Below are 24,565 nucleotides of genomic sequence, written 5' to 3'. Positions count from 1 at the left end.
TCAGTGGTGAATACTAAAATTTTGTTTCAACTTTGTTGTTAAATTGTAAAAAATTGGTAGAAAGTTATAAAATTAGTTTGCTCGATGAGCAAAAGTAAAATTGTCATAATCGGTTTTTTGTTTTGGGTTCCATTGCTATTTTCGCAAACAACTATAAAAGGAAAAGTTGTAGTGAAAGAGCAATCGGCAGAAGGCGTTCATGTGATTAATTTAGTTTCGGAAAAAACAGCTGTAACCAACATCAACGGAGAATTTTCTATAGAAGTGAACGAAGATGATTTACTCGTTTTTTCTGCCGTTCATTTGGATTATTGGCGGAAAAGTATTTCTGCAAACGATATCAAAAAAGGTTTTATTGAAGTGGAAATTACACCCAAAGAAGTGAAATTAGACGAAGTAGTGGTAACGGAATATACCAAAATCAATGCTCAAGATTTGGGAATCATCAATTATAAACCCAAAAGCTATACCCCGGCAGAACGTCGTTTGAAAACCGCAACCGATTTAGATCCAACGTTGGGAGCAGGTACAATGGTAGGCGGATCAATTTCGTTGGACCCTTTGTTTAATTGGATTTCCGGCAGAACAAAAATGTTGAAAGAAGAACTTGAAGTGGAAAGAAAAGAATTTCTCCGCGTAAAATTAGATAGTTGGAATGAAAATCATTTTTATATCACTGAACTTAAAATTCCGGAAGAATATGTTGACGGATTCAAATATTATATTGTCTATGATGAGGAATTAACGGGCTATTTGAATTCAAACAGCAAAGTGCTCGGTAATTTTCGAATTATAAAATTAGCAGAAGATTATTTAGTTAAACTGAATGCCGATGAATAGAATTTTACTTTTTTCAATAATCTTTTTCCATCTTACTGTTTTTGCTTATTGCCAAAAGCAGATTCATGGTATTGTAAAAGTTGAAAACGCTTCTAGAGAAGGAATTCATGTCACCAATTTGGTTTCGGAAAAAGCAACAGTTACCAATGAAAAAGGTGAATTTTGGTTGGAGGTAAAAGAAGACGATTTACTAGTTTTTTCTGCTGTTCATTTGAACTATTGGCGAAAAAGTATTTCGGAAAACGATATCAAAAATGGTTTTATTGAGGTAATTATGACCACTAAAGAACAAAAATTAGATGAAGTGGTTGTCACAGAGTACACCAAAATCAATGCTCAAGATTTGGGAATTATTGATTATAAACCAAAAAAATATACACCGGCAGAAAGAAGATTGCGAACAGCCGAAAAATTGAAATGGTACAGCCCACTTTTAATTCCGTTAGGAGGAATGAGTGTTGACGGCCTTATTAATCAAATTAGCGGACGAACAAATCAATTAAAAAAAGAGGTTCAAATTGAAAAAAAGGAAATATTACTAAAAAAGTTGAACGATTGGTATGAAAATGAATTCTACGTCAATCAGTTAACTATTCCGGAAGAATATATAAACGGTTTCAAAGTTTTTGTAGTTTATGACGACGAATTTATAAATTACCTTAATTCTAATGATACTACTAATGGAAGTTTGCGTATTTCTAAATTAGCAGATGAATTTTTAACGTACCTTAACACCGATGAATAGATTTTTTTTGTATCTTATAATCTCAATTTTAACCACTATTTTTAGCTATGGTCAAAAAACAATTTATGGTGTTGTAACGGTTGAAAACGCCTCCGCAGAAGGCATTCATGTTACCAATTTGGTTTCGGAAAAGGCAACCATTACAAATGAAAAAGGTGAGTTTTGGTTGGATGTAAAAGAAGACGATTTGATTGTTTTTTCTGCTGTTCATTTAAATTATTGGCGAAAAAGTATTTCGGCAAATGATATTAAAACAGAAAAAATTGAAGTTGTAATGACCGCCAAAGTAAGTGAATTGGATGAAGTGGTAGTCACAGATTATTCCAGAATTAATGCAAAAGATTTAGGTATAATAAATTACACACCCAAATCATATACACCTGCCGAACGAAGGTTGCGAGCAGCTTCATCTGGTCCGGTTGATATAGTATTGAATTGGATTTCGGGGAGAACTAAAATGTTGAAAAATGAAGTTCAAATTGAAAAAAAGGAATTCATGATCATTTGGTTAGATGATAATTTTGAAGATACAGATTTTACAAATACATTTAAAATTCCAGCGGAATATGTAAAAGGATTCAAATTTTATGTGGTGGAAGATATTGATTTAGCCCAAGCCATTCAAGCCAAAAATAAAACACGTGTTACTTTTTTGTTAGGAGAATTGGCACAAGACTTTTTAAACTTTTTAAAAGATGAAAAAAAATAAACTATTACTCTTTTTGACTTTGCTTTTTGCTCAATTTTCTTTTGCACAATTAGGTTCGAGAGAAATTATTAATGGGCAAATTATTTCCGATTCAACAGCAATTGACAACGTTACGGTATTTAATATTTCTTCGAACAAAGGAGCTGTAACCGATAAATTTGGTTTATTTACAATGTATGCCAGACCATCGGATACCTTAGTTTTTTCAAGTGTAATTTTTAAATCGAAGAAATTGGTTTTAAACGAAAATGATTTTAAAGTCATCGTTCTAAAAATTAAATTGGAAGAGTTTATCAACGAATTGGATGAGGTTATCGTAACGCCTTCAACTTTAACAGGTGATTTAGAAAAAGATGCCAAAAACATCAAAGTTACTGATAAACAAAGTGCTTTTAGTAGTAGAGAAATTGCCGATATGCAAATGGAAAAAGATTTTCAATCTACACAATTCAACACCGCGATGCCAAGCGATTTATCAATTCCATATGGGATGGATTTTGTGAAAATAGGTAAAATGGTCGGCAAATTATTTACAAAAGACAAACCAAAAAGTGAACCGATGGTTTTTACAACGAATAAAAATTTCCAAGAAGCAGTGAAAGACAAATTCACCTATCATTTTTTTACTGAAACGTTAGGTTTGAAACAAGAAGAAATAGGTTTGTTTTTGAATTATTGCGACTCCGATCCAAGTGTGAGAAATCTACTTGCGGTGAACAAAGAAATCGATTTAATTGATTTTTTAATTAGCAAAAGCAAAAAGTACAAAGAACTTCCAAAAGATTAATTATTTCTATGAAAAATAAAAGATTTGTTCTTTTTTTGATTGTATTTTCATTGGCTATTTCGTCGTTTGAAATGCATAAATTTTACGTTTCTGTCACACAAATTAATTTTGCTCAAGACAAAAAAAACATTCAAATCACTAGCAGAATTTTCATTGATGATTTGAACAATGCGTTAGAAAAAAAACATAAAAAGAAATTTTACATCGGATCAACGAAAGAATCAGAAGAAGAAATTCAACTTATGAAGAATTATTTCAATGAAAATTTTTCTATCAAAGTCAATAAAAAAATAAAACCAACTGTTTATTTAGACAAAGAAGTCGAAGAAGATGTGATTATTTTATATTACGTTATCCGCGATGTATCAAAAATAAATTCGTTAGAAATAAAAAACACTACACTTTTTGACTTCCTTCCTGAACAACAACACATCATTCACACCCAAATTTTGGGTAAAAAATTAAGTGCTTTGCTGACTTTAGAAAATCGTGAAGAGTTGTTAAATTACTGATAAAAATCAAACTACAATTCTAAAATGCTTATTTTAGTTGCTTTAAATTTTTAATATGAAAAAGTTTTTACTTTTACTTTTCGTTCCAGCCTTATTATTTGCTCAAGAAAAGACCCAAACCAAGCGTGAGCCGGGTAGGTATGATACCAATAAGTTTAGCCAAATGTATGATTTATTGGCTACACCCAATATGTTCAGAACGGCTTCCGGTGCTCCGGGACCGGCTTATTATCAGCAGCAAGCTGACTATAAAATGGATATTGTTCTAGACGATAAAAACAAACGTTTAGACGGTGTTGAAACCATTACCTATCACAACAATTCTCCGGATGAATTAGAATATTTATGGGTTCAATTAGACCAAAATATGCGTTCCCGTCAATCAAAAACACCATTAATTGACAGTCAAAAAATGGATGGTGCAATGCCGGTTGATGGTTTTGTAAAAAAACATATGCAAGAAAGTTTTGATGGTGGTTTCAACATCGATTATGTACACGATGCTTCTGGAAAACCACTTTCACATACCATCAATCAAACGATGATGCGAATTAATTTGCCAACACCTTTAAAACCAAATCAAAAAGTTTCTTTCTCTATCAAATGGTGGTACAACATCAATAATTACAGAATAGATGGCGGTCGTTCCGGCTACGAAGAATTTGAGAAAGACGGCAACAGATTGTACGTTATTGCACAATTTTTCCCAAGAATGGCAGTGTATAATGATGTAGAAGGTTGGCAAAATATGCAATTTTGGGGACGTGGAGAGTTTGCTCTTCCGTTCGGAAATTATGACGTTAACATCACCGTTCCTGCTGATCACGTTCTGGAAGCAACCGGCGTTTTACTCAACCGAAAAGACGTTTTTACTTCAGAGCAAATCAAACGCTACGAACAAGCTGAAAAAACATTCGACAAACCGGTTTTAATCATCACACCCGAAGAAGCAAAAGCAAACGAAAAAGGCTTTTCTACCAAAACAAAAACGTGGAAATTTAGAGCAGAAAACGTGCGTGATTATGCCTTTTCTTCTTCCCGAAAATTCATTTACGATGCAATGGCGGTAAAATTGGATACCAAAAATGTGATGGCGATTTCACTTTATCCAAACGAAAGTAATCCGTTGTGGGAAGAATTTTCAACCCGTGCTGTGGCTCAAACGTTGATTACGTATTCACGTCACACGTTCGATTATCCGTACCACAAAGCCATTTCTATTTCTGCCGAAGATCAAGGAATGGAATATCCAATGATTTGTTGGAATTACGGTCGTCCCGATGCCAACGGATTTGTGTCAGACCGCATAAAATACGGAATGATTAGCGTAATTATCCACGAAATCGGACACAACTATTTTCCAATGATTGTCAATTCCGACGAACGCCAATGGTCTTGGATGGATGAAGGTTTGGATACATTTTTGCAATATTTAGCCGAACAGGATTTTATCGAAAATTACCCATCAAGTCGCGGACCGGCGAGCAAAATAGTGCCTTATATGAGTGGCGACCAACGATTTTTAGAACCGATTATGTCCAACTCTGAAGGCATTCACCAATTTGGAGCAAACGCCTATTCCAAACCCGCAACCGGATTGAATATTTTACGAGAAACGATTATGGGACGCGAGTTGTTTGACCACGCTTTTAAAACCTACGCCAACCGTTGGAAATTCAAACATCCTACGCCGGAAGATTTTTTCCGAACGATGGAAGACGCTTCAGCCGTTGACTTAGATTGGTTCTGGAGAGGCTGGTTTTTCTCCACCGATTATGTGGATATCGGCATCAAAGAAGTCAAGCAATATTTCGTAACCGATGAGCCAACTACCGAATTAAAAGATGTGAAAGCCCGCAGAGGTCGCTTTGGAACCGCGACCGGACCTTATGTTTATTTGGTGGAATCCAATCATAAAGAACTTAAAAATAACCGCAAAAAAGCATTGGCAAACGAAGATATCAGTTCGCTGAACGAGTTTATTTCAACAAAATTTACACCCGAAGAAAAGGCAAAATTAAAATCGCCAAAATATTTCTACGAAGTAGAATTTGATAAACCGGGCGGAATGATTATGCCAATTATTGTCGAATTACAATTTGAAGACGGAACATCAGAAACACATCATTTTCCGGCACAAATTTGGCGAAAAAGCAATCAAACAGCTACGAGAGTTTTTGCTACCGGAAAGCCAATCAAAAAAATTCAGCTTGATCCAAAATTGGAAACAGCCGACATTGATGTAACCAACAATACATGGCCAAAAGAAGCAGTAAAATCAAAATTTGACGAATTAGATAAATCAAAATAAAGAGCTAATCCTGCTATCCACTGCAATATTTTACCGTTTTTTGCAGATTTTGTAAGTCAAAAAAAGAGCTTCCTCTGGTCGCTTTTTTTTGCCAACAAAATCAAGCAAAAAACGGCAAAATATTTCCGCTGCTATCAGGGCTAAAAAATCTTCGTACATTTGCAGTCAAAACAACAATAGGATTATGTTTGGAATAGGAGGAGGAGAATTCATACTCATCATATTAGTGGTACTCATGCTTTTCGGATCCGATAAAGTTCCCGAAATAGCCAGAACCTTAGGCAAAATGTTTCGTCAACTGAAACACGCCACCGATGATATTAAAAGTGAAATCACAAAAAGTGCCGAAGCTAACGGAATAGACACTAATAGCATCACTGGGGGAATTTCGGAAGAAATTGATAAAGTAAAACAGAGTTTTAACAGCACAGTGAATTCAACAACAGGAGTTGACACCAACTTTACAACCGAAATAGAAAAAGCAAAAGAAGACATCGAACAAATTACCGGACCTATTAAAAGACAATTTTAGCCTTGGAAGAACTCATTCAACTCGACAAAGATTTATTTCTATTTCTCAATAATTTAGGCTCAGAGCAATGGGATGGATTTTGGTTAATCATCACCAAACAAATCTATTGGTCTCCAATATTTATTTTTGTTTTCTACTTCATCATCAAAAAAATTGGCTGGAAACAATTTGGAATTTTAGTACTTTTTTTGGCGGCTTTAATTACATTCACAGACCAATTAACTAATCTTGCCAAATATATGTTTGAAAGACTTCGCCCTTGCAACGATCCAACGTTAGAAGGTTTAATTAGAATGAAAGAAGGTTGGGCACGAAAATCATTTGGCTATTTTTCCGGTCATGCATCCAATTCAATGGCAACCACGACTTTTATTTTTTTTCTATTTAGAAAACATTTTAAGTATTTATTTTTGTTATTCCTTTTTCCATTGATTTTTGCTTACAGTCGCATTTATCTCGGATTACATTTCCCTGCAGATATTATTTCAGGCTATATTTTCGGAATTTTTACCGGAACTTTATTTTATCGTATTTATAAAATAATGCAGCCTAAGTATTTCCCGACCAATTAAAGCACCCGACTAACAGTTAATCCATCTCGAATAGGCAACAACACCGATTCCACTCTTGGGTCGTAGTTCAATCGTTGGTTGTATTCCAATAAAATTTTAGTACTCAAATCACCTTCTTTCAGAGGCTCAATCACTTTTCCGGACCACAAAACATTATCCGATAAAATAATACCGCCTTTGCTCATTTTCGGCACAATCAACTCATAATAGTTGAGGTAGTTTTCTTTATCTGCATCAATAAAAACCAAATCAAATTTTGTTTCTAAGGTTGGAATAATATCTACAGCTTCACCCAAATGTTGCACAATCTGACTTCCCCAAGGCGATTTATCAAAATATTTCCGTTGAAAATCAACTAATTCTTCTTTAATATCAATGGTATGAACGATGGCGTTTTCTTGCATTCCTTCACATAAACATAGGGTAGCATAACCAGTGTAGGTTCCAATTTCCAAAATAGAAGTTGGTCGAATTAATTTCGATAACATACTCAAAACCCGTCCCTGAAAATGTCCACTCAACATTCGAGGCAACAATATTTTTTGGTAGGTTTCTTTGTTTAATTGAGCTAATAATTCCGGTTCATCTTGCGAATGAGCCGTCACGTAATCTTCTAAATCTTCGGAAAGGAAATGCATGTAAAATGATTTTCGACAAAATTACAAATTACAAATCAATCAATTCCGTAAATAGTTGCTATTTTTGCACCATGAATACCACCAAAAAAGACATTCGGGCATTAACCAAAATTCAACTACGAGATTTTTTTGTAGCCAATGGCGACAAAGCTTTCCGGGGCAATCAAGTGTATGAATGGTTGTGGAGCAAAAAAGTATATTCTTTTGAAGATATGACCAATGTTTCCAAAGAAACCCGTCAAATGTTGGAAGATAATTTTGTTATTAACCACATCAAAGTAGATCAAATGCAACGCAGCGAAGACGGAACCGTTAAAAACGCCGTTCGTTTGTATGATGGTTTGGTGGTAGAAAGCGTTTTAATTCCAACCGCAACCCGAACCACCGCTTGCGTTTCCAGTCAAGTAGGTTGTAGTTTAGATTGTAATTTTTGTGCAACGGCTCGTTTAAAGCGAATGCGAAACTTAAATCCCGATGAAATTTACGATCAAGTCGTAGCCATCGATAATGAAAGTCGTTTGTATTTTGATCGACCGCTTTCTAACATCGTTTTTATGGGAATGGGCGAACCATTGATGAATTATAACAACGTCATCAAAGCCATCGAAATGATTACTTCGCCGGAAGGATTAGGAATGTCGCCCAAACGAATCACACTTTCCACTTCGGGAATCCCTAAAATGATTAAAAAAATGGCCGATGAAGAAGTGAAATTCAAATTAGCTGTTTCACTACATTCGGCTATTGATGAAATTCGTGCTGAAATTATGCCGTTTTCCAAAAGTTTTCCGCTGAAAGAATTGCGTGAAAGTTTAGAATATTGGTACCAAAAAACCAAAAGCAAGATTACCTATGAATATGTAGTTTGGAAAGGAATCAACGACGATAAAAAATCAATTGATGCCTTGGTGAAATTCTGCAAGTATGTGCCTTGCAAAGTCAATTTAATTGAATATAACCCAATTGATGATGGGATGTTTCAACAGGCTTCGGATGCTGCTTTGGATGAATATGTGAAAGCATTAGACAAAATCGGCGTGATTGCCAAAGTGCGAAGAAGTCGCGGAAAAGATATTGATGCCGCTTGTGGTCAATTGGCCAATAAAAACGAAGCAGTTTCCTAATAATTCAAGTTGTGATTTTCTAACTTTCTAACTATCTTTGAACTTTCATGAAAATCACCGAACAAATCAAGCAACCCATCATCAAAGAGATGGAACTTTTTGAAAAAAAGTTCTATGAATCGATGTCTTCCAAAGTGGCGTTGCTCAACAGAATCACCTATTATATCGTAAACCGAAAAGGAAAACAAATGCGTCCGATGTTTGTTTTTCTGACTGCCAAAATGGTATCGGAAGGTTTTGTAAACGAAAGAACCTATCGCGGTGCTTCGGTTATCGAATTGATTCACACGGCAACTTTGGTTCACGACGACGTTGTAGATGACAGTAATCGCCGTCGCGGATTTTTTTCTATCAATGCGTTGTGGAAAAACAAAATCGCCGTTTTAGTGGGTGATTTTTTATTATCCAAAGGATTACTGCTTTCCATTGATAACAATGATTTTGATTTATTGAAAATCATTTCTGTTGCTGTTCGTGAAATGAGTGAGGGCGAATTACTTCAAATCGAAAAAGCCCGAAGATTAGATATTACAGAAGATATTTATTATGAAATCATCCGTCAAAAAACAGCTACGTTAATAGCTGCTTGTTGCTCGCTTGGAGCTTGTTCTGTTTTACCCGAGAATCAGGAAATCGTAGAACGGATGCGAAAATTTGGTGAATTGATCGGGATGGCATTTCAAATTAAAGACGACTTGTTTGATTATACCGACGATGCCATAGGAAAACCCACCGGAATTGACATCAAAGAGCAAAAAATGACATTGCCGTTGATTTATACTTTAAATAATTGTACGCCAAAAGAAAAAAGTTGGCTTATCAATTCCGTTAAAAACCACAACAAAGACAAGAAAAGAGTAAAAGAGGTAATCAATTTTGTGAAACAAAGCAACGGACTGGTTTATGCAGAAGAAAAAATGGTTTCTTACCAACAAGAAGCTCTTCAGTTATTGAATCACTTTCCAACATCACCTTACAAAGATGCTTTGATTTTGATGGTGAATTATGTTATTGAGAGGAAAAAGTAGTGTTCAGTTTTACAGTTTTCAGTCTCAGTCTCAGTTTTCAGTCTCAGTCACAGTTTTGTCATTTTGCAAGATGACGAAGTTGAAATAAAAATCTCCTGCGAAGCAGGCAAAAACTGTTTTTGAAATAAAAGTTTATCAAGCGTAACTATTTTTTGTTATTTTTAAATCATTGAATTTTAGTTAATTGTAACTTTTTTCAATTTTTTTTCAAAACCCATGCAACTAAATTCAAACTTCATTCGTCTATAACTATAGAATCTGATTTTAAACAAATTGTTAAACGGAACTGACCATTTACCAATTACAATAAAAAATGAAAGTAATCAACTTACATCAAGACGAGAAAAACACAATCCGATTGGCTGTCGAAAATAACCGACACGCACAGCATCAGATTTACACAAAATTTTCGCCAAAAATGTTGGGAGTTTGCAGACAGTATATCAAGGATTTGCAGCAAGCCGAAGATGTAATGATTACCGCTTTTATGAAAGTTTTTTCTAGTTTGAAAAATTTTGAACACAAAGGCAGTTTTGAAGGTTGGATTAGACGGATTATGATAAATGAATGTATTTCGTTTATCAGAGTTCAAAAACAAGTAAAGTTTATTGAAGACGAAACTTTTTTTGAAGAAAGACATAACGACATCGAAAGCAAATTTTCAGTTGATGATATTCAGTTTCTCATAGATAGTTTACCGGATGGATATAAAATGATTTTTAATCTTTACGCCATCGAAGGTTACAAACACCAAGAAATTGCAGAAATGTTAGGTATTAATGAAGGAACATCAAAATCGCAATTATCACATGCCAGAAAGATGCTTCAGAATCAGATTAACAAATTAAAGAATTACGACAATGGAACCGAATAATATAGATAAACAAATCAAAGAAAAGTTGAATCAACGAGAGATTCAGCCTTCTGCCAATGCTTGGGATCGTTTGGATGCCATGCTTTCAGTAGAAGAACAAAAACCAAAAAGAAGTTACAAGTGGCTTTCTATTGCGGCAGTTTTTGTTGGATTTACGCTGATTGGAATTTTTATGATGAACAAAGAAAATTCAACTGAGAATGTAATACTATCCAACCCAATTGTTTTGGAAAATGAAACTAAATTGATTGAAAATGAGTCAACTCCTAAAATTGAAAATAATTTATCTGAAGCAAAAGAAGTTGAAGCAGTCGTTCATCAATTAACCAAAAAAATAGAAAAGCCATCTACTGAAATCAATCCAAAAAAAGATTTTCTGTTGGATAATCATTCTAAAAACGAGGAACTAATTGTTGAAAGTCAACCAAAAGAATCAACAGCCAAATACATCAATGCCGAATCGCTTTTGGCCGAAATTGAAACCGGAGAAAAAATTGAAATTCCGAATATTTCAAAAAAACCATCTGTAAAAGTTGATGCTAATGCATTGCTTTCTTCGGCAGAAAAAGAAGTAGATGAAACATTTAGGGATAAAGTTATTCAATCGATAAACAAAAAATACAATTCGGTAAAGTCAACCTTGGCCAATCGAAATTACGAGTAAAAACAATCAAATCACGAACAGTTAAATTTTAAATTATGCAAAAAATTATCCTTTATGCAGCAGTATTGCTATGCACGTTAGTTACTCAAATGTATGGTCAGGAAACATTTGATGGTAGGGCAAAAACCATTTCTGAAAACATCAAAAAGATTACTTCTGAAGAAAAAGAAGCCCTTAAACAAGAGGTAGAAGACATCAATAAATTGTTAGAAAACGGAACAATTACAACCGAAAAAGCAGAAGTTGAAAAACGAAAAGCAGCCGAAGTGAGAGCTAAAAACATTGAAGAGAAAGTTGCTCTGGAAGAAGCTAAACTGCAACAATTGGTTAAAGATGCGGTTGATGGTAAAGTAAAGCATTCTGAAGAAAAGGTTAAAGGTGGAACAACTATTATTTTAGGTTCTAGTGCAAATGATTCCATTGGAGAAGATCACACAGAAATTAATATTGGTTCCATGAAAATTTTCAAAGGCGAAAAAGAAAAATTCAAAAGAAATTCAAAACGAACTACTTCTCAATTTGTCTTTGCTTTCGGATTAAATAATCTTGTTACGGATGGAGACTCCGGTTCGTTGGAAGACAGCGATTACCGTGTTTGGGGTTCACATTTCTACGAATGGGGTTTTACTTATAATACCAGAATTTTCAAAAATAATAACTTGTTGCACGCTAAATACGGTTTGTCTTTGATGTATAACAATTTACGTCCTACCGATAATCGTTACTTCGTAAAACAAGGTGAACAAACCAATTTACAAGAATTTGATTTGAATTTAAAAGAAAGTCGTTTTAGAAATGTAAGTTTAGTTTTACCCTTGCATTTAGAATTTGATTTTACACCAAAATCGGTTAGCGAAAACGGTGATACGAGATTTAGATCACATAAAAGTGTCCGACTTGGAATTGGAGGATATGCCGGATTTAATATTAAATCGAAACAAATTCTAAAATTCAATGAAGACGATGTTCGTGTAAAAGTAAAAGAAAAAGGCGATTTCAACACGTCTGATTTTACCTATGGTTTATCAACGTACATAGGTTATCGTGCCACAAGTTTGTATCTAAAGTACGACTTAAATCCGATGTTTAAAAATAATACAGTTGATCAAAACAACATTTCGTTAGGTTTGCGTTTCGATTTCAATTAAAATTTGTTTGAGTTAATATACATTTGTTTGAAAGGTGTTTTCGTCAAGAAGCACCTTTTTTTTATTGTTTTAATTCCTTATTTTTAAAAACTGAATTGTACTTTTACAGGCTACGAAAAAACACCAATGATTAAGCAAAATACCATCGATTTAGTTTTTGAAACCGCCCGAGTTGAGGAGGTGATTGGTGATTTTGTGCAACTCAAACGTGCCGGTAGTAACATGAAAGGGTTGAGTCCGTTTTCCAATGAAAAATCGCCTTCGTTCATGGTTTCTCCGGTAAAGCAGATTTGGAAAGATTTTAGTACCGGAAAAGGCGGAAATTCTGTTACTTTTTTAATGGAACATGAGCATTTTTCGTTCCCAGAAGCTATTCGGTATTTAGCCAAAAAGTACAATATTGAAATTGAAGAAACCGTTTCAAGTGACGAAGATAAGCTGGTTGCCAATGAAAAAGAGAGCATGTATTTGGTCTCCGAATTTGCGAGTAAATATTTTCAATATGTTTTGTGGGAAGAGGAGGAAGGCAAAGCAATCGGATTATCGTATTTTAAAGAACGCGGTTTTTCAAATGAAACCATCAAAAAATTTAATTTAGGTTATTCACCAAACACGTGGGATGCGTTAACCAAAGAAGCTCTCGGAAAAGCGTATAAATTAGAATTTCTTGAAAAAACCGGACTCACAATTGTTGGCGAAGACAAGCAATTTGATCGATTCAAAGGTCGTGTGATGTTTCCTATTCAAAGTATGTCGGGACGAGTACTCGGTTTTGGTGGACGAATTTTGACGAATGATAAAAAAGCCGCCAAATATTTAAATTCTCCCGAAAGTGAAATTTACCATAAAAGCAATGTGCTTTACGGAATTTTTCATGCCAAACAATCCATCGCCAAACTCGATAATTGTTTTTTGGTAGAAGGTTATACCGATGTGATTCAAATGCATCAAGCCGGAATTGAAAACGTTGTTTCGTCTTCCGGAACGGCTTTAACACCAAATCAAATTCGATTAATTAATCGATTGACCAAAAATATTACTGTTCTTTTTGATGGTGATGCGGCAGGTTTACGAGCATCCATTCGCGGAATCGATTTGATTTTGGAAGAAGGAATGAACGTTAAAGTTTGTACTTTCCCGGATGGAGATGATCCTGATAGTTTTGCCAAAAAAACACCGTATGATGAATTGGTCAAGTATTTAGATGAAAATGCTAAAGATTTTATTCAGTTCAAAGCTTCTTTATTGATGCAGGATGCCAAGAATGATCCCATCAAAAAAGCCGATTTAATTCGGGATATGGTGATTAGTATTTCAAAAATTCCGGATCGAATTAAACGTGAAATCTACATTCAGGAATGTAGCCGAATCATGGATATTTCGGAAGATGTTTTGTTTAGCACGTTGGCACAAATGGCTCAAAAAGATTTGTCTGAAGCCAACAAAAAATTCAAACAAGAGCAAAAAGTATTTGATGTTGTTAAAAATGATTCAACCGAAACCATCGCTAAAATTGATGTTGTTACGTTATTGGAAAAATCGATTCTGGAAATTCTACTATTATATGGTCATCATGAAGTGGAATTTGAAAATGTTTTTATTCAATTTGATGAAAATGGAAAAGAATTAGAAATCATTGAAAAAGTTAATCATAAAATCTATGAACGCATTTATTTGAGTTTACAAGAAGACGAAATTGAACTGGCTAATCCGATTTTTAATGCCATTTATATTGATTTAGTTGCTCAATTTCATCAAAATGAATTGTTTGACAAGAATCATTACCTCAATAATTTAGTTCCCGAACATGCCGAAGTAGTCACTGATATTTTAATGAATGATGAGAAATATCAATTGCACGGATGGTTAGATAAAAAGCAAGTTTTTGTAAAAGAAAAAGACGATTTAGAAATTCTCTCGCGATTGGTTACAGAAACAATTGTTACGTTTAGAGAATACCTAATCAATAAGCTAAATCAAGAATTAATGCTTCAAATTCAAGCGGAAACGCCTGAATTTACTCCTGAAGAAATTATAACAATGATAAATGATTATAATAAACTAAAAGTAAACATCACTCGACGAATAGGTAGAATGCGTTCGGATTATAACTAAAAAAAGACCTCTAATTTGAGGTCTTTTTTTCTAAGTATTTTTATACAATCTCTAATGTTTTTGCTTTGTTAACTAAGTCTACCAAATTCGTCACATTCAATTTTGTGAGTAATCGCAATTTATAGGTGCTGATGGTTTTTTCGTTCAGTCCCAAAATTTTAGAAATTTCATTGTTCTTTTTTCCATCACTCAAAAAACGCAATACCTCAATTTCTCTGTTAGAAAGTTTTCGGTACAATCTTTCGCTTTTGTTTTGCTTAGCAATAAGAGCTAAACTTTTCTTAATGGCATCGTTAAAAATAACAGCACCATTATTTACTTTCACAATTACATTTCCAAGTGTTTCTAATTTGGATGTTTTGTGCAAATAGGCAGAAACACCCGCTTTTAAAGCGTTTGGAGCATAAATGTTTTCCGAAAGGTTACTGAAAATAATAATTTTAGTACTCGGAAATTCTTTAAGTATGTACTTCACTAAGTTAATACTCGTTAGCCCTTCAAGCTCCAAGTCTAAGACTAAAATGTCAATGGGTTTAATTTTGAGCATGTCCAAAATCATATTGTAGTTACCCACATGGCCTACAATACTTATTTCAGCATGATCTTTAAAGTACGATTTCACTCCGAAGTGTACAACGGGTTGATTATCGGCTAAACAAACTTTAATCATAATAAGTGGTATTTAGTTAGAAAATGATTAATATTTTTTTAGGGCTGTTAAAGATACTATATTTTTTTTTAATGGAATGTAATTCTGACAAAAAATTTTAAGAAAAATTTTAGATTTGTCTTAAAACTTTAGGAATTTCACAAACAGGTATAGCGTTCATCTTGTGTTTGTTAGCATTATTGAGCCTTTTGTATATGTTAAAGACTTCTAAATTCCGCCCATTAAAATCTGTAGTATTTTTACCTGCTTCGTCCTGAAGCATCGCCCATTCTAATTCGTCATAACTTGCTCCCAACTGATCTTCATCCGAACGATCGTCGCCAAATAAACCATCTGTTGGAGCTGCGGTTAAAATAGAATCCGGTACTTTTAAGAACCTTCCCAATGCATACACTTCCGATTTCATCAAATCGGCAATCGGACTCAAATCTACTCCGCCATCGCCATATTTTGTATAAAAACCTACGCCAAAATCTTCTACTTTATTTCCGGTGCCGGCAACAAGTAATCCGTGAATTCCTGCAAAATAATACAAAGTCGTCATACGAAGCCTTGCTCTTGTGTTGGCAAGCGATAAATTTAATTTAGCTTCGTTTTCAGAACTTGGAACATCTTTTTTAAATTGTTCAAACGTATTGCTTAAATCAACAGAATCACTTTCAACATTTGGAAAACGTTTTTTTAACTGTGCAATATGTTCCTTTTTTCGACTAACATGCGAAGCCGCCTGATGAATAGGAAGTTCAAGACAAAGTGTTTTTAATCCTGTTTGAGCACAAAGTGTCGATGTTACGGCACTGTCAATTCCACCGGACACTCCCACAACAAAACCATTTACTTTTGCGTTTTCTGCATACGTTTTTAACCAATTAACAATGTGTTCGTTTACTTTTTCTACATTAATTGTTGTGTTTTTTTGTGTCATTTTTTAAAGGGAATACGATTTGGCAATGTATATTTGCATTGAAATTAATGTGGTAAAAATAGAAAAATACATTCAATTTTCTAAATCAAATTAATGTTATCATAATTCAAATCATAATGAGAAAAATCATATTATTTTTTCTAGTTGTTTTAGTTGCTTCGTGCGATAAAAAGTCTAAAATAGAAAAACAAATAGAGGAGATTCCTGTTTCACTTACAGTTGAACGTTTCGACAAAATTTTTTACGAAACTCCAGTAGAAGATTTTCAAAAAATGAAATCAGAATATCCGGCTTTTTTCCCAAGTCAATTTCCGGATAGTGTTTTTGTGAGCAAAATGAAAGATACTTTGTACCGAGAATTGTATCACGAAGTGCAAAAAAAATACAGCAATTTTACACCGGTACAAGAAGAATTGGAAGAAGTTTTCCGTCGTATAAAATTTTACTTTCCCAACCAAAAACTACCTTCAAAAGTAACAACATTAATTTCTGAAATGGATTATCAAAATAAAGTAATTTATACCGATAGTCTTTTGCTGATTTCGTTAGATTTGTATTTAGGAAAGGAACATAAATTCTATGAATTCCCAGATTATTTCCGTCAAACTTTTCAACGATCACAAATTATGCCCGATGTGGTTTCCGATTTTTCTACTCGCGTGATTGCTCAACCTAGAGAAAAAACATTTTTAGACCAAATGATTTATTTTGGAAAAGAAATGTATATCAAAGATTTGATTCTTCCAACTTATGAAGATTTTGATAAAATAGGATACTCTAAAGAACAGCAATTATGGTGTGAAGAAAACGAAGGCGAAATTTGGCGATACTTTATAGAAGATAATTTATTGTATGATTCCGATACCAAGTTAGTACAACGTTTCATCGCTCCGGCACCCTTTTCTAAATTCTATCTTGAAATTGATGCCGAGTCGCCGGGAAGAACCGGAGTTTGGATTGGTTGGCAAATCGTTCGTTCTTTTATGAAAAATAATGAAGTATCTTTGGACGAATTTTTAGCAATGGATGCGAAAGAAATTTTTACCCGATCAAAATATAAACCTAAAAAATAATGAGTTTGATTACTTCTGAAATAAAATTTGACGTTACTTTAGATGAAAATAAAGTTCCTGAATCGTTGAAATGGACTGCCAAAGACGGTGGAATAGAAAATCAAGAAACAAAAGCGATTATGCTTTCGGTGTGGGATTCTAAAGCGAAAGAATCTCTTCGAATTGATTTATGGACTAAAGATATGCCTGTGGATGAAATGAAAATCTTCTTTCACCAAACATTAGTGGCAATGGCAGATACATTTCAACGTGCCACAACTGATGATAAAATGGCCGATACGATGCGTGATTTTTGCGAATATTTTGCCGAGAAATTGGAATTGAAAAGTTAGAAATTATTGTTTTTAAACATTTCCTGATTTATTTCGTCAATAAAAGAAAGTAATTCTTCTTTTCCGGTTGATTCTGTTGCCGAAGTAATAAAGTGTTGCGGCATTTCTTCCCAGCCACTGGCTAAAACTTGTTTTCTGTAGGCTTCAATGTGGGAATGAATTCGGGTTTTGCCAACTTTATCTGCTTTGGTAAATATGATGCAAAACGGAACTTCGGTTACGCCCAAATACGTGAAAAATTCCAAGTCAATTTTTTGAGCTTCTAATCGAATGTCAATCAATACAAAAGCACAAACCAGTTGTTCTCTTTTTTCAAAATAATCAGTCACAAATTGTTGAAAGACTTCTTTTGATTTTTTAGAAACCTTTGCATAACCATAACCCGGTAAATCGACCAAAAACCAATTGTTATTTATTTTAAAATGATTAATTAACTGTGTTTTTCCCGGTTTAGATGAGGTTTTTGCCAAACTTTTGTGGTTAGTCAACATATTAATCAACGATGATTTTCCTACGTTTGATCTTCCAATAAAAGCATATTCCGGAAGCGGGTCTTTCGGGCATTTGCTTACTTCAGAATTACTGATTACAAATTCGGCAGTGTTAATTTTCATAGTATTTAAGTAAAACAAAAAAGTCCATTCGGACTTTTTATAGTTTATTTTTTTCTAACCATTCCAACATGATTTTGTTAAACTCATCCGGATGTTCCATCATCGCAGCATGTCCACAATTATCTATCCAGTACAAATCTGAATTCGGTAATAATTTGTGAAATTCTTCGGCAACTTCAGGTGGCGTGACTTTATCGTCTTTACCCCAAATCAAACAAGTTGGGGTTTGCATTTTTGGCAAATCTTTTGCCATATTATGTCGAATGGCACTTTTGGCAATAGTTAGTGTTTTGATTACTTTAATGCGGTCATTTACAATTGCAAAAACTTCATCTACCAATTCTTTTGAAGCCATTTCCGGATTGAAAAATACATTTTGGGTTTTTAGTTTGATGTATTCATAATCACCTCTTTTTGGATAACTATCACCCATGGCACTTTCATAAAGGCCTGAGCTTCCGGTTAGTATTAATGCGGCAACTTTTTCAGGATACATTTTTGTGTGATATAAACCAACATGACCTCCCAATGAATTTCCCAATAAAATAACGCGTTCAAATCCTTTGAAAACAATAAAGTCTTTTACAAATTTTGAAAAAGCTTTTACGTTGGTTTTTAAAATGTTTTGTGTGTATAATGGAAGTTCAGGAATAACGACTTTATATCCATTTTTTGGAAAAAAATCAGCTACTCCGCCAAAATTGCTCAAACCGCCCATAAGACCGTGCAAAACAATAATTGGAGTTCCTTCTCCGGCTTCAAAATAAGTATATTTTCCTTCTTTCTTAAAGTTTTCTTTCATCAAAAATGAGATCTTTCAATTCAACACAAATATATGATTTTATCCATAAAAAAGAAGAATTGTACTGTTTATTTGAAATGAATTTTAGGGTTCGATTAAAAAAAATGCACCAATTGGATAAGTGGTTAATTATCAACATTTTTTCAAGTCAAGTCAATTCATCCAATATAACACAAATCATATAAAAACTGAAGCCAGTTTGTTAAACTGTTGAATATTTTCTTTCAAACTGTACAATTCTAAATGTTTTGTTAAATAATGTGCAATAATTCAGTTGGTTACCTCGAAATCGTTTTGAAGAGCAAAGTGGTAAAACTTATTAACAAAGTGGTATTTTGTGGTAAATTGTGGTAAAATGTTTTTATATTTGCTATCAAACCATCAAAATTGTAACTCCTTGAATACCATTGTTGGAACATATGAGTGTAAAGTCGATGCCAAAGGAAGGCTGCTCTTGCCTGCTCCTTTGAAAAAGCAGTTGGCTGCTTCATTGCAAGATGGTTTTGTCTTGAAGAGATCGGTTTTTCAGCCGTGTTTGGAATTGTATCCGATGGCAGAATGGAACGTTTTGATGAATAAAGTCAACAAGCTCAATCGTTTTGTGAAAAAGAACAATGATTTCATCAGAAGATTTACTGCTGGTGTAAAAGTTGTTGAAATCGATGCGTTGGGTCGTTTGTTGGTTCCAAAAGATTTAGTGGTTTTTGCTTCTATTTCCAAAGATATTGTCTTGTCTTCGGCGGTTAATATTGTGGAGATTTGGGATAAAGATTTATATGAAAAATCAATTGATGATGCAACTATCGATTTTGCTGATTTGGCAGAAGACGTAATGGGAAATGTTAATGATGATGACAATGGAATATCATAATCCGGTTTTGTTAAAAACATCCGTTGAAGGTTTGACAATCAAGCCGGACGGAGTTTATGTAGATGTGACTTTTGGTGGTGGCGGACATTCAAAAGAGATTTTGAGTCAGCTAGGTCCGAATGGGAAATTATTCGCATTTGATCAAGATGAAGATGCGTTGGCGAATGCTTTACCTGATGAACGATTCAAATTAATTAATGAAAATTTTAGAAACATCAAACGATACTTGCGATTTTATGGTGTGAAAGAAGTAGATGGGATTTTGGCAGATTTAGGCGTTTCTTCGCATCAATTTGATGTAGCTGAAAGAGGTTTTTCTACCCGTTTTGATGCAGAATTAGATATGCGAATGAGTCAAAAAGGAGAGTTAAATGCTTTTATGGTTGTAAATGAATATGATGAAGCTACACTTAAAAAAGTATTTGCTGAATTTGGTGAATTATCGAATGCGGGAGCGATTGCTAATACAATTATAAATGCACGAAAAGATATTCCAATTAAAAATACGGAACAATTAAAACAAGTTCTTTCAAAATTTTTACCGGCTCATAAGAGCCATAAGATTTTGGCTCAGATTTATCAAGCCATCCGAATTGAGGTAAATCAAGAAATGGAAGTTCTAAAAGAATTCTTAGAACAATCATTAGATATTCTGAAACCTGGTGGAAGATTAAGTGTGATTTCGTATCATTCTCTCGAAGATCGTTTGGTAAAAAGATTTATGAAAAACGGAATGTTTGAAGGCGAACCTGAACGTGACTTCTTTGGAAATTATTCTGTGCCATTCAAATCAATAGGAAAGTTGATTATTCCTGATAATGCTGAAATTAAAATAAACAACAGAGCTCGTAGTGCCAAATTGCGAATCGCTGAAAAAAAGTAAATGAAAGCCGGAATATACGACATATTAAAAGCAAGATTTCTGGTTAATCAGGATGCGGTTAAAAACTGGCGATTCATCGTATTTCTAATTGCATTAGCAATGATAATGATTGCAAATATTCATCATTACGAAAAAAAAATATTCAGAATTGTTGAATTAAATAAAGAAGTTAAAGAACTGCGTTCAGAATTTGTAGATCGTCGTTCAGAATTAATGAAATTAAAAATGGAAAGCACCATTTCTAAAAAAATGGAAGAAAAAGGAATATTTCCTTCCAACGTGCCTCCAACAAAAATAAAAGTGGTTAAACCGAAAGAAAAAACATTAACAGAAAAAATATGGAAGTAACAGATAAACATATCTCTTACCGAATTTATTTGGTTGCCGTAGTCGTCTTTTTGATGGCTATTGGTGTTGCTGTTAAGTTAACCAATATTCAATGGGTTGAAGGTGAATATTACCGAAAGTTAGCCAAAGAACGAAGTGTGAAAAACTTCGTAATACCTGCAAATAAAGGGAATATTTATTCTTCTGATGGAAGTTTATTAGCAACCTCTATCCCAAATTATAAAGTTCGTTTTGATGCCATGGCTCCCAAAAAAGAAGATTTCGACAAAAATCTTCAACCACTTTGCGATTCATTGTCAAAACTTTTAGGGAAGCCATCACAGTTTTATAAAACAGAATTTTTACGAGCGAGATCAACAAAGAACAGATACTATTTGGTAGCCAGAAATTTGAGTTATACCGAATACATGAAAATCAAAAGTTTTCCACTATTCAATAAAGGTGCTTATCGCGGTGGAATCATAACCGAACAAAAAACAGTTCGTGAACATCCGATTGGGTTAGTTGCAGAACGAACCATAGGTTATGAACGAATCAGACCAAACGGAACTCCGGACGGAAAAGGAATCGAATGGGCGTTTAGAGATTATCTAAACGGGAAAGATGGAAAACGACTCATGCAAAAAATGGCAAAAGGTCAGTGGAAACCTATTCGCGACGAAAATGAAGTAGAACCACAAGATGGTTATGACATCATTTCTACAATCGATGTTTACATCCAAGACATTGCTCATCACGCTTTGCTGAAGCAGTTAGAATATTATGAAGCAGAGCACGGTTCTGTAGTGGTAATGGAAACGCACACCGGTGAAGTAAAAGCTATTTCAAATTTAGGAAGAGACAAAGACGGGAATTATACAGAAACCGTGAATTATGCCGTAGCAGAATCACATGAACCTGGTTCTACCTTTAAATTGATTGATTTAATTGCTCTTTTTGAAGATAAATTGGCAGATACAAGCAGTGTTTATGATTCAAGAGGTGGTGAAATAACATATTATAACAGAAAAGTACGTGATTCTAAAAAAGGAGGTTATGGTAAAATTTCGCTTGGAAGAGGATTTGAATTGTCTTCTAATACAGTTTTAGTTCAAGCAGTTCATGACAATTATAAAAGTAATCCTCAAAAGTTTGTAGATCATATTAAACGTATGAAATTGCACGAACCACTTGGTTTACAAATAAAAGGAGAAGGTAAACCTAAAATTCCACAACCCGGTGACAAAAATTGGTATGGCACCACTTTGCCTTGGATGGCTTATGGGTACGGAGTTTCAATGACACCACTTCAGACCTTGACTTTATATAATGCTGTGGCAAATAACGGTGAAATGGTAAAACCATTATTTGTAAAAGAAATTAAAGAATGGAACAAAACCATTAAAAAGTTTGATAAAGAAGTGATTAATCCAAAAATTGCCTCACAAGAAACAATCGACAAAATAAAAGCGGTTTTAGAAAATGTTGTCAAAAAAGGAACTGGTTCTAAGTTGTATTCCAAAGATTTTTCGATGGCAGGAAAAACAGGAACAGCTCAAATGGGCTATTCAGACAAGGCTAATTTGTATTATGCTTCGTCATTCGTAGGTTATTTTCCTGCAGATCAACCAAAATACTCTTGCATTGTTGTGATTCACAAACCTAGTAAATCCAAAGGATATTATGGTGCAGATGTTTCCGGTCCGGTTTTCAAACGAATTGCACAAAAAGTGTTTACCGATGTTCCTTCAACCAATGAAGTGAAAAGTTTAGAGAAAAATATTCCAATACAAGACAAGAATTATGACACCTACTATACCAATTCATCTAAAGAAATCAAAACCATTCCAAATGTAAAAGGAATGTCCGGTATGGATGCATTGGCCTTATTAGAAAATTTAAAAATAAAAGTAAAAATCATTGGAATCGGAAAAGTAAAAAAGCAATCCATTCAACCCGGAGAACCATTACTGAAAAATAGCACAATTATATTAGAATTATCGTGATAACGCTAAAAGACATATTATATAAAGTAAGCATTGAAGCGGTCAAAGGTTCAACTGATGCCACCATCAATAAAATTGAATTCGATTCACGAAAGGTGGAATTGAATGATGTTTTTGTGGCCATTCGCGGAACAATTTCAAACGGACATGATTTTATCGAAAAAGCCCTTAATCAAGGTGCTGCTGTAATTGTTTGCGATACTTTTCCTGATATAATTGTTAATGGAGTAACCTATATTCAAGTAAAAGATACCAATTTGGCATTAGCTTTCTTGGCTTCGAATTATTATGAAAATCCATCGCAAAACTTAAAATTAGTTGGAATTACCGGAACAAATGGCAAAACAACAATTGCTTCTTTGTTGTATCAATTATTTAAAAAAGCAGGTTATAAAGTTGGATTGCTTTCTACCGTAAAAATTTTGGTTGATGAAGAAGAATTTCCAGCCACACATACTACTCCGGATTCACTATCGATAAATTATTATTTGTCAGAAATGAATAAAGCCGGTGTTGAATTCTGTTTTATGGAAGTCAGCTCACACGGAATTCATCAAAAAAGAACAGAAGGTTTGCTATTTTCGGGTGGAATTTTCACTAATCTTTCTCATGATCATTTAGATTATCATAGCTCATTTGCAGAATACCGCGATGTAAAAAAATCATTTTTCGACCATTTAGCAAAGTCAGCTTTCGTGTTAACGAATGTAGATGATAAAAACGGCAATTTGATGTTGCAAAACACAAAAGCAAAAAAGTTGACTTATGCTCTAAAATCGTATGCCGATTACAAAGCTTCCATTTTAGAAAATCAGTTGAGCGGATTATTATTAAAAATAAACGGAAACGAAGTTTGGGTAAAATTAATCGGAACATTTAACGCCTATAATTTACTGGCAATTTATGGAACTGCTGTCGAATTAGGGCTAGATAGTTTAGAGGTTCTTCGATTATTATCAGAATTAGAAAGTGTTTCAGGACGTTTTCAATTCATCGTTTCAGATGATAAAATCACCGCCATTGTTGATTATGCTCACACACCCGATGCGTTGGAAAATGTGTTAGGCACAATCAATGATATTCGAACCAAAAACGAACAATTAATCACAGTCGTGGGGTGCGGAGGAAATCGAGATAAAACGAAGCGTCCAATTATGGCCAATATTGCATCTACTTTAAGCAACAAAGTCATTTTAACGTCAGACAACCCAAGAGATGAAGATCCTACGGATATTTTAATGGATATGGAAAAAGGTGTTGAACCGCAAAATCATCGCAAAACATTATCCATTTTAGATAGAAAACAAGCCATAAAAGTAGCTTGCCAATTAGCAAAACCAAACGATATTATTCTGATTGCCGGAAAAGGTCATGAAACCTATCAGGAAATCAAAGGTGTTCGTCATCATTTTGACGACATGGAAACCGTAAAAGAACTATTAGACGAACGAAACCAATAGAAC

General features: G+C 34.0%; 26 protein-coding genes. 21 read left to right on the top strand and 5 right to left on the bottom strand.

Features of this window, described 5'->3' with window-relative positions:
* Positions 1-84 precede the first annotated feature (84 nt).
* From B4N66_RS02455 to B4N66_RS02420, 8 genes are all read left to right on the top strand, one after another.
* Positions 85-840, top strand: coding sequence for a carboxypeptidase-like regulatory domain-containing protein (locus B4N66_RS02455; RefSeq protein WP_291092155.1), 756 nt, complete (start codon positions 85-87; stop codon positions 838-840).
* Positions 833-1,585: a hypothetical protein gene (locus B4N66_RS02450; protein ID WP_291092154.1), complete on the top strand. Its 753-nt coding sequence runs from the start codon at positions 833-835 to the stop codon at positions 1,583-1,585. The genes B4N66_RS02455 and B4N66_RS02450 overlap by 8 nt, the downstream gene beginning before the upstream one ends.
* Positions 1,578-2,294, top strand: coding sequence for a hypothetical protein (locus B4N66_RS02445; RefSeq protein ID WP_291092153.1), 717 nt, complete (start codon positions 1,578-1,580; stop codon positions 2,292-2,294). The genes B4N66_RS02450 and B4N66_RS02445 overlap by 8 nt, the downstream gene beginning before the upstream one ends.
* Positions 2,281-3,081, top strand: a complete 801-nt coding sequence (locus B4N66_RS02440; RefSeq protein ID WP_291092152.1) for a carboxypeptidase-like regulatory domain-containing protein — start codon at positions 2,281-2,283, stop codon at positions 3,079-3,081. The genes B4N66_RS02445 and B4N66_RS02440 overlap by 14 nt, the downstream gene beginning before the upstream one ends.
* An 8-nt stretch (positions 3,082-3,089) precedes the next feature.
* Positions 3,090-3,593: a DUF6702 family protein gene (locus tag B4N66_RS02435; RefSeq protein WP_291092151.1), complete on the top strand. Its 504-nt coding sequence runs from the start codon at positions 3,090-3,092 to the stop codon at positions 3,591-3,593.
* A gap of 55 nt (positions 3,594-3,648) precedes the next feature.
* The gene (locus B4N66_RS02430) at positions 3,649-5,904 is read left to right on the top strand and encodes a M1 family metallopeptidase (RefSeq protein WP_291092150.1); all 2,256 of its coding nucleotides are present in this window, start codon (positions 3,649-3,651) and stop codon (positions 5,902-5,904) included.
* Positions 5,905-6,088: 184 nt separating this feature from the next.
* Entirely contained in the window at positions 6,089-6,436 is a 348-nt protein-coding gene (locus B4N66_RS02425) for a Sec-independent protein translocase subunit TatA/TatB (protein ID WP_291092149.1), read from the top strand.
* Positions 6,437-6,438: 2 nt separating this feature from the next.
* Positions 6,439-7,008 carry a phosphatase PAP2 family protein gene (locus B4N66_RS02420; protein ID WP_291092148.1) on the top strand — a complete coding sequence of 190 codons (570 nt, stop codon included), beginning with the start codon at positions 6,439-6,441 and terminating at the stop codon, positions 7,006-7,008.
* On the opposite strand, the gene B4N66_RS02415 is transcribed toward B4N66_RS02420, so the two are convergent.
* On the bottom strand, positions 7,005-7,646 hold the full coding sequence (locus tag B4N66_RS02415; RefSeq protein WP_291092147.1) for an O-methyltransferase: 642 nt from the start codon (positions 7,644-7,646) through the stop codon (positions 7,005-7,007). The two genes, B4N66_RS02420 and B4N66_RS02415, sit on opposite strands and share 4 nt — an antisense overlap.
* A 71-nt stretch (positions 7,647-7,717) precedes the next feature.
* Here B4N66_RS02415 and rlmN point away from each other — a divergent pair, with 71 nt between their 5' ends.
* The 6 genes from rlmN to dnaG all read left to right on the top strand — a co-directional run bounded on the left by rlmN (position 7,718) and on the right by dnaG (position 14,599).
* A complete protein-coding gene (gene rlmN / locus B4N66_RS02410) occupies positions 7,718-8,770 on the top strand; it encodes a 23S rRNA (adenine(2503)-C(2))-methyltransferase RlmN (protein WP_291092146.1) in 1,053 nt (350 codons plus the stop codon).
* Positions 8,771-8,817: 47 nt separating this feature from the next.
* Positions 8,818-9,798 carry a polyprenyl synthetase family protein gene (locus B4N66_RS02405; RefSeq protein ID WP_291092145.1) on the top strand — a complete coding sequence of 327 codons (981 nt, stop codon included), beginning with the start codon at positions 8,818-8,820 and terminating at the stop codon, positions 9,796-9,798.
* Between the two features lie 313 nt (positions 9,799-10,111).
* Positions 10,112-10,672, top strand: coding sequence for an RNA polymerase sigma factor (locus tag B4N66_RS02400; RefSeq protein WP_291092144.1), 561 nt, complete (start codon positions 10,112-10,114; stop codon positions 10,670-10,672).
* Positions 10,659-11,336, top strand: a complete 678-nt coding sequence (locus B4N66_RS02395; protein WP_291092143.1) for a hypothetical protein — start codon at positions 10,659-10,661, stop codon at positions 11,334-11,336. The genes B4N66_RS02400 and B4N66_RS02395 overlap by 14 nt, the downstream gene beginning before the upstream one ends.
* A gap of 35 nt (positions 11,337-11,371) precedes the next feature.
* Positions 11,372-12,484 carry a hypothetical protein gene (locus B4N66_RS02390; RefSeq protein WP_291092142.1) on the top strand — a complete coding sequence of 371 codons (1,113 nt, stop codon included), beginning with the start codon at positions 11,372-11,374 and terminating at the stop codon, positions 12,482-12,484.
* Positions 12,485-12,610: 126 nt separating this feature from the next.
* A complete protein-coding gene (gene dnaG / locus B4N66_RS02385; protein WP_291092141.1) occupies positions 12,611-14,599 on the top strand; it encodes a DNA primase in 1,989 nt (662 codons plus the stop codon).
* Positions 14,600-14,639: 40 nt separating this feature from the next.
* On the opposite strand, the gene B4N66_RS02380 is transcribed toward dnaG, so the two are convergent.
* Positions 14,640-15,269: a response regulator transcription factor gene (locus tag B4N66_RS02380; RefSeq protein ID WP_248435508.1), complete on the bottom strand. Its 630-nt coding sequence runs from the start codon at positions 15,267-15,269 to the stop codon at positions 14,640-14,642.
* Positions 15,270-15,378: 109 nt separating this feature from the next.
* Positions 15,379-16,194, bottom strand: a complete 816-nt coding sequence (gene nadE, locus B4N66_RS02375) for an NAD(+) synthase (RefSeq protein ID WP_291092140.1) — start codon at positions 16,192-16,194, stop codon at positions 15,379-15,381.
* Between the two features lie 116 nt (positions 16,195-16,310).
* On the opposite strand from nadE, the gene gldB reads away from it, so the two are divergent.
* On the top strand, positions 16,311-17,267 hold the full coding sequence (gene gldB / locus B4N66_RS02370) for a gliding motility lipoprotein GldB (RefSeq protein WP_291092139.1): 957 nt from the start codon (positions 16,311-16,313) through the stop codon (positions 17,265-17,267).
* On the top strand, positions 17,267-17,599 hold the full coding sequence (gene gldC / locus B4N66_RS02365; protein WP_291092138.1) for a gliding motility protein GldC: 333 nt from the start codon (positions 17,267-17,269) through the stop codon (positions 17,597-17,599). Before gldB ends, gldC begins: the two co-directional genes overlap by 1 nt.
* Here the strand turns inward: gldC and yihA are convergent.
* Positions 17,596-18,213 carry a ribosome biogenesis GTP-binding protein YihA/YsxC gene (yihA, locus tag B4N66_RS02360; RefSeq protein ID WP_291092137.1) on the bottom strand — a complete coding sequence of 206 codons (618 nt, stop codon included), beginning with the start codon at positions 18,211-18,213 and terminating at the stop codon, positions 17,596-17,598. The two genes, gldC and yihA, sit on opposite strands and share 4 nt — an antisense overlap.
* Before the next feature lie 37 nt (positions 18,214-18,250).
* Positions 18,251-19,015, bottom strand: coding sequence for an alpha/beta fold hydrolase (locus B4N66_RS02355; RefSeq protein ID WP_291092136.1), 765 nt, complete (start codon positions 19,013-19,015; stop codon positions 18,251-18,253).
* Positions 19,016-19,412: 397 nt separating this feature from the next.
* On the opposite strand from B4N66_RS02355, the gene B4N66_RS02350 reads away from it, so the two are divergent.
* Genes B4N66_RS02350 through B4N66_RS02330 form a run of 5 tightly spaced genes read left to right on the top strand, consistent with a single transcriptional unit; the run spans position 19,413 to position 24,562 of the window.
* Positions 19,413-19,886, top strand: coding sequence for a division/cell wall cluster transcriptional repressor MraZ (locus B4N66_RS02350; protein ID WP_248435497.1), 474 nt, complete (start codon positions 19,413-19,415; stop codon positions 19,884-19,886).
* On the top strand, positions 19,861-20,769 hold the full coding sequence (rsmH, locus tag B4N66_RS02345) for a 16S rRNA (cytosine(1402)-N(4))-methyltransferase RsmH (RefSeq protein WP_291092135.1): 909 nt from the start codon (positions 19,861-19,863) through the stop codon (positions 20,767-20,769). The genes B4N66_RS02350 and rsmH overlap by 26 nt, the downstream gene beginning before the upstream one ends.
* Positions 20,770-21,117 carry an FtsL-like putative cell division protein gene (locus tag B4N66_RS02340; protein ID WP_291092134.1) on the top strand — a complete coding sequence of 116 codons (348 nt, stop codon included), beginning with the start codon at positions 20,770-20,772 and terminating at the stop codon, positions 21,115-21,117. It begins immediately after the preceding gene.
* Positions 21,108-23,102: a penicillin-binding protein gene (locus tag B4N66_RS02335; RefSeq protein ID WP_291092133.1), complete on the top strand. Its 1,995-nt coding sequence runs from the start codon at positions 21,108-21,110 to the stop codon at positions 23,100-23,102. Before B4N66_RS02340 ends, B4N66_RS02335 begins: the two co-directional genes overlap by 10 nt.
* Positions 23,099-24,562: a UDP-N-acetylmuramoyl-L-alanyl-D-glutamate--2,6-diaminopimelate ligase gene (locus B4N66_RS02330; protein ID WP_291092132.1), complete on the top strand. Its 1,464-nt coding sequence runs from the start codon at positions 23,099-23,101 to the stop codon at positions 24,560-24,562. The genes B4N66_RS02335 and B4N66_RS02330 overlap by 4 nt, the downstream gene beginning before the upstream one ends.
* Positions 24,563-24,565: the final 3 nt, after the last annotated feature.

The sequence above is a fragment of the Flavobacterium sp. UBA2787 genome (assembly GCA_002352205.1).
Classification (GTDB): Bacteria; Bacteroidota; Bacteroidia; order Flavobacteriales; family Flavobacteriaceae; genus Flavobacterium.
The sequence above is the reverse complement of the archived record's forward strand: the minus strand, read 5'-3'. Positions and strand labels throughout refer to the sequence as shown.